14 protein-coding genes are annotated in these 15,513 nt (G+C 47.0%); 3 read left to right on the top strand and 11 right to left on the bottom strand.

The genetic code is table 11. The features are described from left to right. Nucleotides 1-182: 182 nt before the first annotated feature. The 11 genes from MHB82_RS09140 to MHB82_RS09090 form a co-directional block, all read right to left on the bottom strand. Entirely contained in the window at nt 183-1,136 is a 954-nt protein-coding gene (locus MHB82_RS09140) for a 4-hydroxy-3-methylbut-2-enyl diphosphate reductase (protein WP_095288433.1), read from the bottom strand. Between the two features lie 67 nt (nt 1,137-1,203). After that, a complete protein-coding gene (locus tag MHB82_RS09135; protein ID WP_341174500.1) occupies nt 1,204-2,664 on the bottom strand; it encodes a sensor histidine kinase in 1,461 nt (486 codons plus the stop codon). 1 nt (nt 2,665) lies between these two features. Then, nucleotides 2,666-3,355: a response regulator transcription factor gene (locus MHB82_RS09130; RefSeq protein ID WP_095288273.1), complete on the bottom strand. Its 690-nt coding sequence runs from the start codon at nt 3,353-3,355 to the stop codon at nt 2,666-2,668. 186 nt (nt 3,356-3,541) lie between these two features. After that, entirely contained in the window at nt 3,542-5,224 is a 1,683-nt protein-coding gene (locus MHB82_RS09125; RefSeq protein WP_341174499.1) for a S1C family serine protease, read from the bottom strand. Between the two features lie 147 nt (nt 5,225-5,371). After that, nucleotides 5,372-6,034 (bottom strand): response regulator transcription factor, encoded by a 663-nt coding sequence (locus MHB82_RS09120; protein ID WP_341174498.1) that lies wholly within the window; start codon nt 6,032-6,034, stop codon nt 5,372-5,374. Then, complete coding sequence (locus MHB82_RS09115; RefSeq protein WP_341174497.1) at nt 6,031-7,068, bottom strand: HAMP domain-containing sensor histidine kinase; 1,038 nt, start codon at nt 7,066-7,068, stop codon at nt 6,031-6,033. Before MHB82_RS09115 ends, MHB82_RS09120 begins: the two co-directional genes overlap by 4 nt. 3 nt (nt 7,069-7,071) lie before the next feature. After that, the gene (liaF, locus tag MHB82_RS09110; RefSeq protein WP_095359080.1) at nt 7,072-8,130 is read right to left on the bottom strand and encodes a cell wall-active antibiotics response protein LiaF; all 1,059 of its coding nucleotides are present in this window, start codon (nt 8,128-8,130) and stop codon (nt 7,072-7,074) included. Nucleotides 8,131-8,311: 181 nt separating this feature from the next. Next, nucleotides 8,312-8,530, bottom strand: a complete 219-nt coding sequence (locus MHB82_RS09105; RefSeq protein ID WP_095288277.1) for a hypothetical protein — start codon at nt 8,528-8,530, stop codon at nt 8,312-8,314. Nucleotides 8,531-8,642: 112 nt separating this feature from the next. Continuing rightward, nucleotides 8,643-9,176 (bottom strand): 3D domain-containing protein, encoded by a 534-nt coding sequence (locus MHB82_RS09100; protein ID WP_375335113.1) that lies wholly within the window; start codon nt 9,174-9,176, stop codon nt 8,643-8,645. A 400-nt stretch (nt 9,177-9,576) separates the two neighbouring features. Beyond that, on the bottom strand, nt 9,577-11,514 hold the full coding sequence (gene thrS, locus MHB82_RS09095) for a threonine--tRNA ligase (protein WP_095359081.1): 1,938 nt from the start codon (nt 11,512-11,514) through the stop codon (nt 9,577-9,579). A 418-nt stretch (nt 11,515-11,932) separates the two neighbouring features. Further along, on the bottom strand, nt 11,933-12,886 hold the full coding sequence (locus tag MHB82_RS09090; RefSeq protein ID WP_110821087.1) for a putative sporulation protein YtxC: 954 nt from the start codon (nt 12,884-12,886) through the stop codon (nt 11,933-11,935). A gap of 172 nt (nt 12,887-13,058) precedes the next feature. Here MHB82_RS09090 and MHB82_RS09085 point away from each other — a divergent pair, with 172 nt between their 5' ends. The 3 genes from MHB82_RS09085 to MHB82_RS09075 all read left to right on the top strand — a co-directional run bounded on the left by MHB82_RS09085 (nt 13,059) and on the right by MHB82_RS09075 (nt 15,505). Then, a complete protein-coding gene (locus MHB82_RS09085; RefSeq protein ID WP_095359083.1) occupies nt 13,059-13,463 on the top strand; it encodes a hypothetical protein in 405 nt (134 codons plus the stop codon). A 304-nt stretch (nt 13,464-13,767) separates the two neighbouring features. Continuing rightward, nucleotides 13,768-14,262, top strand: coding sequence for a cation:proton antiporter regulatory subunit (locus MHB82_RS09080; protein ID WP_110821088.1), 495 nt, complete (start codon nt 13,768-13,770; stop codon nt 14,260-14,262). 4 nt (nt 14,263-14,266) lie between these two features. Next, entirely contained in the window at nt 14,267-15,505 is a 1,239-nt protein-coding gene (locus tag MHB82_RS09075; RefSeq protein WP_110821089.1) for a cation:proton antiporter, read from the top strand. Nucleotides 15,506-15,513: the final 8 nt, after the last annotated feature.

Genomic DNA, 15,513 nt, shown 5'->3' with positions numbered 1-15,513 from the left:
TGATTATAATTAAAAGTTCTGTCACGCTTAAACGCTTGTTCGCTTTTAAGCTTTTATCCACTAAAGTAAATATATCATAGTCTGCCATTCTCGTCAAGATGACTACAGGGATGCTTAATACAAAAAAATCCTGTGCCGCATGCCCAGATTCAAGGCTGCAACACAGGATTCATCGATATTTGTTACGTTGTGCGGGTCTTCTCCCGCACTGGGGGCAGTAGTTTGCTCATGTTGACGGTACGCTTAATTTCCCACGTCTCCGGTTGATCATGCTCATATTGCTCCAGATAACTGATAACTTCCTTCGTAATCGGTGTCGGCGTCGAAGCACCTGAAGTTACGGCTACCTTGTTTACCCCTTTCAGCCATTCCTGCTTGATCTCGGACACATCCGATACCCGGTAGGCCGTTACACCCGCAATCTCTTCCGATACTTGTGCAAGCCGGTTCGAGTTGTTACTGCGCGGGTCACCCACAACGATAACCAGATCAGACTGACCTGCCTGCTCAGCCACTGCTTCCTGACGAACTTGGGTAGCCAGGCATATCTCGTTATGAATTTCAGCGCCAGGGAATTTCTCCAGAAGACGGCTCATGATGTGTTTGATATCCCATTGGCTCATCGTCGTCTGATTGGTAATGAGAATCTTGCCAGCTGGCACATTCAGTGCATCAATCTCTTCTTCCTTCTCAATCAAATGCACCTGGTCAGGCGCAACTCCAATAGCCCCTTCGGGTTCAGGGTGATTCTTTTTGCCGATATAGATGATCTGATATCCTTCAGCCGTTTTCTCCCGGATCAGGTCATGCGTCTTGGTTACATCCGGACATGTGGCGTCTACTGTAGTGAGCCCTTTGTCCCGCGCCATCTTGCGTACCTCAGGAGATACACCGTGGGCCGTAAAGATGACCGTACCGCTCTCTACCTGACTCAGGATTTCAATCCGGTTCGGACCATCCAGTGTAATGATCCCCTCATCTTCAAAGGAATCCGTCACATGTTTGTTATGCACAATCATACCCAATATATATATAGGCCGTGGTAAATCAAGATTACGTGCTGCCTGACGTGCCAATACCATGGCATCCACAACCCCGTAACAATACCCTCGCGGCGAAATTCGCAGTACTTCCACTTGGTTGCCACCCGCTTTCTTTTTCAGCATCACTGCCGATGTAATTGCAGTCCAGTCTATTATACCTTTATTCGATAGGTGGAGCAAAGACAACTGGCATCCAGATGATGAAAGTCGTTCCTTCACCACGTCTGGTCACGACCTCAACGGAGCCCATATGCTCCTCAATAATCCATTTAGCAATGGATAACCCCAGTCCAATGCCCGGTGTAGCTCCGCGTGATTCATCCGCACGATAGAAACGATCGAAGATAAACGGCACCTCGTCCTTATCCATACCGATTCCCGTATCACTGATCCGGAGACCAACCTGCCCTTTGTATAGGATGGCGTCAAGCGTTACTGATCCGTCCGGAGTGTATTTGAACGCATTTTCAATGAAAATAAAGAGCATCTGCTGAAGATAGTCTTTGCTGCCGTTCACATAAATTCCATTTAAAATCGATAAATCGCCAACCCGCCATTCCGCGTGGTGATCCAGGAAATGTGCTCTGCGAGCTACTTCTTGCACCAAAATTTGCAGCGGTATCGGATTCAGTTCTATTTTCTGTCCTGTATCGGCCCTTGCCAGGGAGAGCATGTCACTAATCAACCTGCTCATGCGCTTGCCTTCGTCCGCCATGTCTTCAATCGCTTCAAGCGACATCTCCTTGACGGTCTCCTCGTCCAGATTCGGTCGGTCATTACCTTCCTGATCCCATAACTTTTTCAGGAAATCGACATTCCCTCTAATCGTGGTCAGCGGTGTACGCAGCTCATGAGAGGCATCGGACACAAATCTTCGCTGAGCAGCATTAGTCTCCTCCAGGCCGCGGAAGGACAGTTCTGTCCGTTCGAGCATGTTATTCACCGTTTCAATCAGGCGGCCGATTTCATCCTTGGGACCCGTATATTGTATCCGGACACTCAGATCGTCACCGGATTGAATCTGATTGGCTGCATCGATGACATTGACGAGGGGACGCATCGATTTGCGGGCAAGAATGAGACCTGAAGTAATTGCCAGTGCCATGGCGACAAGCCAGCCAAAGATCAGAATGTTAAGCAGCGCCTCCAGCAATCGTTCCTGTGAACTTACATTGGCACCGACCTGAAGAAGTCCCCGGATTTCATTGGTTCCCTGGAGAGACAAGGGCTGCTGATTGACCAAGAATGGCGTCCCATCCACGTATATCTTGGATATTCCGTATTTTTCAATAATTTCTTTTGGTTTCAAAACCGGGAATTGGATGCGAAGCTTCTCCATGTTTCCGGAGATTTTGCCAGACTGACTTTGGTAATCCCAGAGTTGAATGTAAATTTGGGCTTCCTGCAGCTGACTCTCGGTAAATGGGTCCAGATCAAGCGTCTGAGATAAAGGGTTAACCCCGATCTGGTCCGTAATTCGTGCACTCTTTGACTTTAACTGCTGTTCGACTTCCTGATACGTATTGAAATAAACAAAGGCATAGATTACGACACCCCAAAAAATAAGCACAGCTGCCAAGATGCCAGAATACCATGCGGTTAGTTTTAACCGAATGGACATGTCAGGAGTCACCTCTCAGAATATAACCTGCTCCACGAATCGTTTGGATTAAGCGTTTGCCTCCATACTCTTCTGTTTTTTGCCGGAGCATCGCAATATATACTTCCAGTACGTTTGACTCGCCGCTATAATCATAGCCCCAGATCTTATCCATGATTAGGTCACGGGAGAGCACTCTTTTCGGATTTTGCATAAACAAGTTCAATAGTTCGAATTCCTTCGCTGTCAGCTCAAGACGTTTCCCGTCACGCAGCACTTCGCGTGAGTCATTATCCAATATAATATCTTCGTAGACGAGCCGGTTATCCGGCGTTTCTGCAATATCCGATTTACGACGCAGCAAGGCGCGGACACGGGCCAGTAATTCTTCCAGTGCGAATGGCTTCACCAGATAATCATCCGCTCCGGTATCCAGGCCGGTCACCCGGCTCTGTACCTCGTCCTTCGCGGTTAACATGAGCACAGGTACTTTGCTTCCTGCTTCCCTTAATCGGCGACATACTTCGAAACCGTCGATCTGAGGCATCATGACATCCAGCACCACTACATCCGGTTCCTTATCCATCAATTTACTAAGACCCTCAGCCCCATTGGAAGCAGTCTGTACCTCATAACCTTCAAATGCCAACCCCCGGCGGAGCATGGACACGATTTTTTCATCATCATCCACAATCAAAATAGTTGAGCGCATGGTCTTTCTCCTTTATTCTCACATTTTAATCTCATTGTAACAGCCAAAAGCCCAGTCTGCATCTTGGCCGCATTTTTCGCTTCTCCAAGCCTTGCTTGGTATCTTAATCATGCCTTCATTAGGACAAAAAAAGCGAAAGGGCCCTCAAACCCTTCCGCTCTTCTGAATCTCGAACCACCATTCAAGTTATGGTTGTGTTTGTTGCTGTTGATCCGATGTTTGTGAAGTATCATAGTCGTTTTTGTTGCCGATTTTGATTTTGATATCCATCTTCTTGCCATCGCGCACCACATTCAGCGTAACTTCGCTGCCGATTTCCTGGGTTTTGATAAAATCAATCAGGTCTTGGCTTGTGCTGTAAGGCGTTCCATTCGCACCCGTGATGATATCATAAGCACGCAGATCGGCTTGGTAAGCCGGAGATTGATAGATGGTGCTGGCTACGACAGAACCTTCAGTAATATCCGTTCCCATTTGTTTCGCTACTTCAGGCGTCAGCGCCATCAGGGACGCACCGATAAACGGTACCGGCTCTTTTGGAACTTCTTTGTTTTCTTTCAGATATTTTACGGCATCCGATATGACGCTTGAAGGGATCGCAAATCCAATACCTTGCGCATCAGCGCTAACAGCTACGTTCATACCGATGACTTCACCGTTAAGGTTAAGCAGCGGACCACCAGAGTTACCTGGGTTAATCGACGCATCGGTTTGCAGCAGATGGCTGTATTCGCGGGTTTTACCTGTTTCTTCGTCCGGAATGCTGATTGTACGTTCTTTGGCACTCAGTACACCTGCAGTAACAGTGTGCTCGAACCCTTCTGGGTTACCAATGGCAACAAGCCATTCACCAACTTGTGTGCTGTTTGAGTCGCCAAGCGGAGCAACAGGGAAATCATCGTCACCGCTGTTTTTCTCGATTTTCAATACGGCAAGGTCAAGATCGAAGCTGCTTCCCAGCAGTTTGGCTTCGTAAGGTTTGCTGTTGTTCTCCAGTGTAACCTGAATGACATCTGCCCCTTGAACAACGTGCTGGTTTGTCAGGATATATCCTTCTTTGTCAAAAATAAATCCGGAACCAATGCCGAGCGGCACAAGCTGATTGCTTCCCTGTTGCTGCTGCTGTTGGCCTTGGTTGCTATCCGTTCCGCCGCTTCCGTTACCTCCATTACCGAAGAAGTATTGATACAACGGATCACTCATCGTGGATCCACCTTGGCTTCCACTGCGTGTGGACTGCTTAGCCAATGTTTCAATCTTAACAACCGCAGGACTTGTACTCGTCACTACAGAAGAGACATCCTCTTTACCTGTTGGCAGAAGCGATGCAGTTACATTATTGCTGCTGCCCGTATTCGTAGAAGTCGATTCCTGATTTGTGCTTTGATTCTCTGCACTTGTTAAGGCTTCTTGCGGAGTAAACATGTTCGTGCGGTCTGCCGTGTACATCAGTACTGTAATGACCAACATCCCTGCTATAAAGGAAAACAATAATGATCTGACCGAGGAGCGAGGCTTACGGTTGTTGTAGTTCCAGTTTCCATTACCGTTTTTGCCACCGTTGCCACCATCTCCACCGTTTCCGGAACCGCTGCCTCCGTTGCCGCGGCCCGCCTGTTCGGAAGATCCGTTATTATAATACATCGGAAGCGGCTTGACAGGATCGGGTCTTGTAATCTGTACATTACCCTCTTCACGCTCGCTAGAGTTCACATGACTGCTTGCTGTATCTTCGTGATTCACGGACTGAAAAGGTCCATAAGAATAATAGTAAGAGGATTCGTCCGTTCCGGATGTATTGCGGTTATCCGCTTGCTTTGTTTGGTCTTCCTCGTCTTGACGGTTCGGTCTGTAATTACGTTCGTCCATGCTTTCTACCTCCCAATCTCTTCTTCACAAGAGATATTCTTTAACTGTCCTTATTTTGTACTTTAAACCTTAACCGTACCTTAAAAACAATTAAAAAGGAGATAAAAGCACGCAATAATAGAACATTTTTCCCGTTAAATCAGCATTTTAATCCTTGTTCTTCACCCAACCCTGACGATGCGCATAAATGGCCAGTTGTGTCCGATCATCCATTTCACATTTCATTAACAGGTTGCTTACATGTGTTTTAACGGTTTTGATACTAATATGTAGTTCTTCTCCAATATCTTTGTTGGTTTTGCCTTCTGCAATGAGCAAAAGAACTTCCTTCTCCCGTTCGGTCAGACCGGATTCGTTCTCTCTCGCCGTGCGCTGCCTGATTCCCCGGGTTAACGCCTGGGACACATCTCCCGTCATGACAGGCATTCCCCGATAGGCTCCCTGAAGCGCATAGATTAATTCTTCAGCAGATACAGTCTTCAGGACATAGCTAACAGCTCCCGCCTCAATGGCCTGCACCACCAGATCATCCTCGAGAAAACTTGTAAGCATAACTATTTTGGAACCCGGAAATTCACTCATGATGGCTTGCGTAGCCTGGGCCCCGTTCATAACAGGCATCATCAGGTCCATCAATATAAGATCAGGCATCTCACTCTGATCCAGCTTGCGGAGCTGGTTAATCGCATCCTGTCCATTTCCCGCTTCTCCCATGACATGAAATGTCGGCTCAAGCATCAGGTACGTTTTTAAGCCCATTCTCACCATATCGTGATCGTCCACAATCATTACATTCACTTTTCCGTTCATTCCGTTTCCCCCTCTGGTTCATCCGGGAATTTCGGGATAAGCACCCGTACTGTCGTTCCCGCTCCCGGTTTCGAAATAATCTGGACATCCCCGCCAAGCTTTTCTGCCCGTTCACGCATGGTGGACAATCCATAGGATCCTGGCCGCTCAACTTGCTGCATGAAGCCCTGACCGTCATCGCTTATGCTCATGCTGATCTGATGCTCGCTCTCCCTTATGGACAGACTAACAAGGCCAGCCTCCGCATGTTTCACTACATTGGCAACGGCCTCCTGAATAACAAGAAACAGCTGGTGCTCGATGGCATCGGAGACGCCGCCATCCAGTTCCAGCTCTTTCACTCCCTTTAATCCATTCTGTCTGCAATAATCCGGGAACCATCGATCCAGTGCCTCAGCCAGGTCCCTTCCTTCAAGCTCCACCGGACGAAGCTGTGCAATAAGACCACGCATCTGACGTTGTGCAATATGCGACATTTGGATTAATTGGTCCAGTACTTTGTTTCCGTGCTCCGGATTCATCTCCAGCAGTTTGGGCAGGGAAGACGCTGACATATGAATGGCGAACAACTGCTGGCTGACCGTATCATGCAGGTCCCTCGCCATCCGTCTGCGTTCTTCAAGAACGGCTCGTTCGGAAGCCTGTTCTTTCTCGATCACTTCCTGCTCACCCAGACGCTGGAGCAGTCTCATTTTTTTCTCAATCGAATCCATCATGACGTTAAACTCCTGGTATACCCGGCCGAAAGAGGCATCATCTGCCTCAGGCATGCGAACGGCCAAGTTCCCCTTGGATACTTTCAGCATATTCAGATCAAGCAGGTCGATTTTGCGCTGGAGCCGCAGTGCAGCAATATATCCGGTAACTACAGTTGCCAGCACAACAACAGCCACATACATCCATGCACGCTGTCGTCCTGTTCCCATCAATACCTCTCCGTACAGCAAGTAGAACCCGCCCAGTGTAATCAGCCCCGTCAGGACAAAATACATCATTAGTTCCCACTTGTTGGCTTTGAGAATCGTTCGAATCATGCGTTAACCCACCTTATTTACTTTGACGTCTCCGATAAATACACTTACTACGATCCGCACCTTTTTTCCTGCTTCGCGGTAATGGGAAGTTTCCGCTTGGGCACTACTGAGGAAGCCACCCCGTTTTTGGTTCAACAGCGACATATCTCCTATAAAAGAGTTCGTCGTGACAGTGACTCCCAGATCCATGTCTTCCGGCACGAATACCTTTACATCCCCAATAAATGAGGAAATGTTGATTTTGGTTTCGCCATAAGGGATCTGTGCCTTCGTCAAGTCAATAACCGTATCACCGATAAACGCCGAGATATTCATCGGTTTAAGGGTGAACACTTCCTGTCCCATGTAGAGATCACCGATAAATGCTGATTTGTTAACGGTATTTTTGCTGCCGTAATCTTCATATTCACTACCGTATCCGCCTCCGCCATCACCATAGTGGCTTCCATACCCGTTTCCATCTGGACCATGTGAATGAGTATGGCTATGGGAATGAGAATGATGCTTTTTCTTATGCTGCTGTCCCTGATGCAATTCATCTTCAGCCGCATTGGCGTATGGATCGTAATGGTTGTTTTTTGGCTCTTGTTTGGGTTTCCCAAACGTCTTTTCGAACTGCTCGTCAAAAGAAGAGGGCATTTCCAGATCCTCGGAAGACAAGGGCTGGTAAGGTTCAGGCGGCGGAGGTGGCTGCATTTTGTCCTGATGTTTGCGATCCCGGCGGCGAGGCCCAATCAGAACAAACAACCCTCCTCCAATCAACATGATTGGAATGAGATAACGAATGAACTCACCCATGGAATAATCAATCCAGCCGAGATTTCGTGACAGGAAGTATCCGCCGATAGCTAGTACAATGACAGGTCCAATCATGGCATAACCGCCATTGCGACGAATTTCAGTCACTCCTTTTACGCCCCACCAGATTAGAAACAGCGGCCAATATGTTCTAAATATATATCCTATATCAATGTCATAACCCAATTGCCGAAACAAAATGATTGCACCAACGGCAATCAACGGTATGCCAACCCACCAGCGGTCTCGCATAGATCGTTTCATCGCTCATGTCTCCTTCGTCTGTATTCTGTATCCAGTGTACCTCAGACAAGGGTTCGATAACAGCGGCGGCAGGTGGAATTCATCTCGGTCTACAGACTGAGGACAGAGGATATTTATGTAAAATTTATTGAAAACTAAAAACACCCTGGAGCGCTTGCTCCAGGGTGCCTTGAATCATTATTTATTTTTGAAATTTGCCTGCACGGCCCACTTGGCCTGTTTGTCCAGTGTTTTCTACACCGAACTCTGCATTGTATTTTTCATCAGGTGTTTGGAAATTTTCTTGTACTTTGTTTTGCTCGGATTGTTTCACTTTGCTTGCCGCAGTTTCTTGTCCAAACTCAGCATTGTACTTCTCGTTTGGCGTTTGGTACCCTTGTCCTTGTGTTCTTTTAGCCACAACGAATCACCTCTCTCTTCATATTTACGCTGCACTGCTGCTGCGCGGGGTTCGTCCCCAGTCAATATTATGTGAAGAGAACACTTCAGTTATTCATCCTTAACATCCCAGATTAAACGGCCTTGTCTAACCATGAATCCGGCACGGATTTATACACATCGATTGCTTCAGACAACTCGTCCAGCATCTTTTCCGTGCACTTTCCGTCGCCTTGTTTAATCACCTGTACCTCGACGTCCTTTTTGCCCCATTCCTTATACACTTGCTTCGTGGTCGGAAAATAAAGGTCAATTTTATTACCCTTGATGGCCGAACCTGTGTCCGCCACGATGCCGTAACCATACCCGGGAATATAGAGAATGGAACCAAGCGGGAATAATTTGGGGTCAGCAGCAATGGTTGACACCGTCTCTTTGTCTCTTCGCACCTTCACTCCGGAGTAAGTAATACCATACTGAGGATGTTTTGGCCCTTTACCGGTTGACTCTACACCTGCCGTATAACCCGTCGCGGTCACCTTTTGGGTTCCCAGTACCTGTTCTGAGCGCGGCGCCATCACAGGCATGGATGGGTCGAGTACAAGCTGCTTGCCTGGGACATCCGGCTTAGGAATGACAATGGGCTGTGGAGACCACAATAAAGCCATATAGACCATCGTCGTGACCTGTACCTGATCACTGTATTCATAATCATGGATCGATACCTCGGACTGACTTTCAACCTGGCGCGTTGCAGCTTCATCCTGCCGCTTGATTACATACAGCACTTCATTTTCCTCTTCAAATGTATACGCCTCTGCCTGATTCCAGGACAATGCCAACCCAATGGACATGACCATAATTGAAATCAGAACCCGTAATTGTTTTGTTTTCATTGCGTTTTGCTTTTTCATTTTAAAACCTCCCCCTTACTGCAAAGGTTTTCCAAAAAGCAAAATGCTTATACATTTTCTACTCCACTAGGTTCCAGCACGGAATAATAGCAAAAAAACCGTCCAGGAGCATGGATTAGCCCATGCCCTGACGGTCTTTTTCAAATGCATATATTTATATTGATCTTGTGCTGATTTCTTCTTTCAGTTGAGCTACGATTTCATCCACAGGTTTCATGCCGAGATCGCCTTCTCCGCGTTTACGCACAGACACTGATTCGGCACTGCGCTCATTCTCCCCAACAACAAACATATAAGGCATTTTCTCAAGTTGTGCCTCACGGATTTTGTATCCAAGCTTCTCGTTACGCAAATCAGCCTCAGCAGAAATTCCCGCGCGCTTCAGTTTCGCTTCCACTTCACGTGCGTAATCGTCGAAGTTTCCGGATACCGGAATGACTTTTGCTTGAACAGGAGACAGCCACAGTGGGAATGCTCCCGCAAAGTTCTCCAGCAAGAATGCAGTGAAACGTTCCATTGTACTGATTACGCCGCGGTGAATAACGACCGGCCGATGTTTCTGTCCGTCATCTCCGACATATTCCAGTTCGAATCGTTCTGGAAGCAGGAAGTCCAGTTGTACGGTGGACAATGTTTCTTCCTTGCCCAGTGCTGTTTTGATCTGCACGTCGAGTTTCGGACCATAGAATGCTGCTTCACCCTCTGCTTCATAGAAAGGCAAGTCGAGTTCTTCCACAACTTCACGCAGCATACGTTGGGACATTTCCCACATTTCATCGTTTTGGAAATATTTCTCGGTATCCTGCGGATCACGGTAAGACAGGCGGAAGCGATATTCATGAATACCAAAATCCTTGTAAACCGTTTGGATCAATTCAATAACACGAGCGAATTCTTCCTTGATCTGATCTGGACGACAGAAAATGTGTGAGTCGTTCAAGGTCATCGCACGAACGCGGTGCAAGCCAGTCAGTGCACCAGACATCTCGTACCGGTGCATCATGCCGAGCTCGGCAATCCGGATCGGCAGGTCACGGTAGCTGTGCATGCTGGACTTGTACACCATCATATGGTGCGGGCAGTTCATCGGACGGAGAACGAGTTCTTCGTTATCCATTACCATTTTAGGGAACATGTCCTCTTGGTAGTGCTCCCAGTGTCCGGATGTTTTGTATAATTCCACATTACCGAGAACCGGTGTATATACGTGCTGGTATCCAAGACTTTCTTCCAAATCCACAATGTAACGCTCCAGCGTACGACGCAGTTTGGCGCCGTTTGGCAGCCAGATTGGCAGACCTTGTCCAACCAGTTGGGAGAACGTGAACATTTCAAGCTCTTTACCCAGCTTGCGGTGATCGCGTTTACGTGCTTCCTCCAGGAAGTGCAGATGTTCATCCAGCTGAGCCTTTTTCACAAAAGCTGTACCGTAGATACGCTGCAGCATTTTGTTTTTGCTGTCACCACGCCAGTACGCACCAGCGACATTCATCAATTTGAACACTTTGATCTTACCTGTGGAAGGTACGTGAGGTCCACGGCACAGATCGAAGAACTCGCCCTGCTCATAAATGGTAATCACGCTGTCTTCTGGCAGATCACGAATCAATTCGAGTTTGTAAGGATCGCCCACTTCTTCAAACGTTTTGATTGCTTCAGCGCGGCTAACTTCCTTGCGTACAATTGGCAGGTTTTCACTTACGATACGTTCCATTTCCTTCTCGATCTTTTGCAGATCTTCCGGGTTAAGCGGGTGTTCCAGGTCCATATCATAGTAAAATCCGTCTTCGATGACAGGTCCAACGCCAAGGTGAACCTCTTTGCTGCCATATAGGCGTTTCACAGCTTGAGCGAGCAAGTGAGCTGTACTATGGCGCATCACTTCAAGTCCGTCTGGTGAGTCAAAAGTTACGATCTCTACCAATGCTCCCTCGTGAAGTTTGGTCGACAAGTCCACCACAATTCCATCCAGTTTCCCAGCTACGGCGTTTTTACGCAATCCGCTGCTAATGGATGCTGCTACATCCTCAATACTGCTGCCATCGGCGTACTCACGTACTGAACCATCCGGTAGTTTAATGTTAACTGCCATTTGTCTCATTCCTCCTGTAAATGTAACCTTGTCCATCAAAATCATGGACTGATGATCTATTGCTATTCCTGCTGATTGGCAAAGAACGCAAAAAACACCCGTCCCGGCAAAGGGACGAGTGTTGTATACTCGTGGTTCCACCCTAATTCAGCTGCTTCATTTCTTGATTGAAAATACAGCCCTCATTGGCATGACGGTAACGGGCATGACCCGGCATATCCTTACTCACGGAACGATTGCATTCATCTCCGTTTTCAAAACTGCAGCTACAAAGGGGTAAACCAAACGTGGCATCCGGAGGAAATTTCAGCCTGGTTCCCTCTCTCTGCACCGACCGTGCGTATGGTCCTTGTCTTTGTCAACGCTTTTGCTTATTAGTAAAAGTTCATCCATAAAAACATGTTCGTTAATTCATGGATCAACAGTTATTATAATTGCCGAGATCACTTGCGTCAAGGCCTGACAGCAGCCCGGAACGAAGCACTTCACACTCCGGGCAATGATGGCATAATTGAACCTTGTCCTCGAAGATCTGGCGAATCGTCGATATAATCGGCAGATCGGGTGTGTTGGTATGAAGCATCACTTTTTCGGGAGATATCGATATAAGTGTGCTTACAATCATGTCTTCAATATCCATTTCCAGTTCAAGACCAGGCATCTCCACAACGACTTGCTCATCTTTTTGTACAGGGAGCTGGTTAAGCCCTGCATCCAGAACCTGAAATTCATGCGAGCCTTTGTGCACCAGATGAACCAAAGGAACTTTGGCTTCCTGAAAGAACACAAAATATTTTAACAGTCCCATGAATTCTTCGTATTGACGATCCATCCAGAATTCATCCAGTGCATACTCCACCAGTTCGTGCAGTTCCTGTTTGTATTGCTTCATTCGAAAATGAAGAATGCCTTCCAGGTGAAAGAAATGAACCTCCTCCAGATCATGTCTAAGACCATTTGCGAGGGTTAAGCGCCGTTTCTCTCGAAGCCCTGGTTGATCCAGATCACCGTTGAATAACAAGGGCATGCAGATCCGGTGTACCTTCTCCACTTCATATTCATCCATAACGGAACAGGCCTTGGAAATCATGTTTTCTACAATGGAGCGCTCCCGGGTATCCATAATGAAATCAGCCAGTCCTTTGGCAAGCAAATCACTGATCTGAGGCAGCCACTGCTGAAAATCCACGTGATTTTCATTCCCTCTGCAGACCCAGGCTGCTTTGCCGTCATTATGTTTGAAGGTGAGCCGGAAACCTCTTTTGCTTATATGTAAACCTTTGGTTTTATCTTTGATGCAGCGATAAAATTGATCTGCTTCCTCTTGCCCTGACACATCGGTCCATACGGCGAACAGCTCCACAAGAATCACTCCTTTCCTTCCTGTTCAAAGTATATGGCAAGGCCGAGGGGGATATACGAAGCGGATTGATGGAAAGCGTGTCATCATTTCTCAGTATATTTGTAAAGAGGTTTGGAGTTCAGACAAAAATGTGTTATTATTTTGATAACAGTATGTTTCACGGAAAAGGGGGGAAGCCAAAATGAGACAACAACCTAGAATGCTCCGCAGTGCTTTTATCATCATTTTGTGTTTGTTCCAAGCTTTGTGCTTTCCTATTCCGATGCAGACCGAATCCGCTGTTGGGGTATCCGTTGATGCCACTTCCAATAAGGAAGTGTTATTGCAAATACCCGAAACTCAGCAAAAACCTGCTATCCGCAAATACTCGCAAGTCATGGTCAAGCTGATTGCAGTGACGAATAACAAGCCTGTATTTTTGGTGCTTGCCTTATTGCTGATGCTGCGAATTCCTACTCCGCGTCTGCCCTTTAAACCGTTGATTTGTCTGTTTAAGCGCAGATTATTTCTGCTACCCATTAAATTCACCAGTATGTATTTGTCCCTCGCCCCTCATGCACCAAGATACGTAAACGCCCTTCACTAGGCGTTGCACCGTATGTTCGGTTGCCATGCATAGAGACATCTCTGTCCAACAGACGGTGTACTTGTGCATAACTTATAACCCTTTAAGCAAACGTTAGTTAACGACAAGGTTAACCGTGTGTCACGATGTTGTATTTGTCATATCCATTTTTATACAAAACTCAATGTATACGGCTGTGTGTCAGGAGTACCTGGCTCTGTTTGCCCGCATCATTTAATGTTTCTTCCAAATACAGATCATTCTATTTTCGGGAAATAAGCCTGTCTTCTGTGGCCAGCCCTCAATTTAAGGAGGCATATTATCCATGGATGTACGTGAAACAGATTTGCCGGGAATCGGCAAGAAGTTCCAGATTGAAACGAGCAGCGGAGATAAAATTGTGATCATTATTCATGATGACGGACGGCGTGAAATGTACCATTTTGAATACGACGATCCGGATCAAAGCATCTCCATGATTACGCTTGATGATTATGAAGCCAGACAAATTGCCGCTATCGTTGGCGGATTGACCTATAAGCCGAAACAACTTGAAAATATTGAAGTTACTTTCGATGATCTGATTATCGAATGGTACAAAGTCGAATCCTCCTATGGATGTATCGGTAAGTCCATCGGTGAACTGGACGTACGTCAAAACTCTGGGGCAACGGTTATTGCCGTTGTTGAGAAAAACCACAAAAAACATATCAGCCCCGGTCCTGAGGTCGTGATTACTGCTGAGTCTACCGTTGTTGCCGTTGGCGAACGCAACCAACAGAAACTCTTCAAATCCCTCCTCCTGACCGGAAGGGGGTGAGTCGATGGATCATCTGATTTTTGAAGTAGGTCTGGCGCTCGTTCTCATTGCTGCCGCTGGCCTCTTATCTGCCAAATTGCGTTTTTCGGTCGTCCCGTTTTACATTCTGATCGGGATGGCGGTTGGTCCACATGCCATGAAAATATGGCATCTGGACTTCCGTTTTATTGAAAGTCAGCCTTTCATCGAATTTATGGGCCGGATCGGTATCCTGTTCCTGCTCTTCTATCTCGGTTTGGAATTCTCGGTAGGACGTCTGATCAAATCCGGTAAATCCATTGCCGTAGGCGGTTCGATCTATATCGCGATTAACTTTACACTTGGATTAGTTTTCGGATTTGCTTCCGGCTTCCCACCAGCTGAGGCACTTGTTATTGCTGGGATTACCACCATATCCTCCAGTGCCATCGTGGCCAAGGTGTTAGTCGATCTAAAACGTACAGCCAATCCGGAAACGGAAATGATTCTTGGCATTATCATGTTCGAAGATGTGTTCCTGGCTGTCTACATCTCCATCCTATCCGGATTGGTGCTCAGTGACTCATCCTCGATCGGAGGCGTCATCGTATCCGCGCTCATCGCGCTTGGATTCATGCTTATTGTCATCATTCTGGGGCGCAAAGCGACTCCACTGCTTAACAAACTGCTCAAAATACGCTCTAATGAATTGTTCTCACTTGTGATTTTTGGTGCATTGTTCCTGGTAGCCGGATTCTCTGAAACCATTCACGTGGCCGAAGCCATCGGTGCATTACTTGTTGGTCTGGTCCTGGCAGAGACCGAACATGCCAAACGGATAGAGCATCTAATCCTGCCGTTCCGTGACTTCTTCGGAGCCATCTTCTTCTTCAGCTTCGGATTGTCCATTGACCCTTTGTCCCTTGGCGGAGAAGCTGTATGGCTGGCTTTGATTGCTGTTGTTATTACACTATTCGGTAACTTCCTGGCAGGCATGCTGGCTGGACGCAGTGCGGGACTGTCTCCAAAAGCTTCTGCTAATATTGGTTTAACCATTGTATCCCGCGGTGAATTTTCGATCATCATGGCCAACATGGGTAAAGCTGGAGGACTCTTGCCGCTTCTCCAGCCGTTTGCCGCACTGTACGTACTGATTCTGGCCATTCTTGGACCACTATTAACCAAAGAGTCCAAACATGTGTTTAGAATTTTGGATAAAATATTTAAGTTCAAAGATCCTCGGAAGAAGAAAGAAGAACCGAAGGTTTTACAGAAAGAAGGATAAAACCTGTG

The organism is Paenibacillus sp. FSL K6-2862 (assembly GCF_038005125.1).
GTDB classification, from domain to species: Bacteria; Bacillota; Bacilli; order Paenibacillales; family Paenibacillaceae; genus Paenibacillus; species Paenibacillus illinoisensis_A.
Note: the sequence above shows the minus strand (reverse complement) of the source record. Positions and strands in the feature narration are given on the sequence as shown.

Bases quoted from the DNA above. Each gene is read 5' to 3' on its own strand.
- MHB82_RS09100 (WP_375335113.1), bottom strand. From the start codon at position 9,176: ATGGCTTTATTGTGGTCTCCACAGCCCATTGTCATTCCTAAGCCGGAT.
- MHB82_RS09125 (WP_341174499.1), bottom strand. From the start codon at position 5,224: ATGGACGAACGTAATTACAGACCGAACCGTCAAGACGAGGAAGACCAA.
- MHB82_RS09120 (WP_341174498.1), bottom strand. From the start codon at position 6,034: ATGAACGGAAAAGTGAATGTAATGATTGTGGACGATCACGATATGGTG.
- MHB82_RS09080 (WP_110821088.1), top strand. From the start codon at position 13,768: ATGGATGTACGTGAAACAGATTTGCCGGGAATCGGCAAGAAGTTCCAG.
- thrS (WP_095359081.1), bottom strand. From the start codon at position 11,514: ATGGCAGTTAACATTAAACTACCGGATGGTTCAGTACGTGAGTACGCC.
- liaF (WP_095359080.1), bottom strand. From the start codon at position 8,130: ATGAAACGATCTATGCGAGACCGCTGGTGGGTTGGCATACCGTTGATT.
- MHB82_RS09115 (WP_341174497.1), bottom strand. From the start codon at position 7,068: ATGATTCGAACGATTCTCAAAGCCAACAAGTGGGAACTAATGATGTAT.
- MHB82_RS09130 (WP_095288273.1), bottom strand. From the start codon at position 3,355: ATGCGCTCAACTATTTTGATTGTGGATGATGATGAAAAAATCGTGTCC.
- MHB82_RS09075 (WP_110821089.1), top strand. From the start codon at position 14,267: ATGGATCATCTGATTTTTGAAGTAGGTCTGGCGCTCGTTCTCATTGCT.
- MHB82_RS09085 (WP_095359083.1), top strand. From the start codon at position 13,059: ATGAGACAACAACCTAGAATGCTCCGCAGTGCTTTTATCATCATTTTG.
- MHB82_RS09135 (WP_341174500.1), bottom strand. From the start codon at position 2,664: ATGTCCATTCGGTTAAAACTAACCGCATGGTATTCTGGCATCTTGGCA.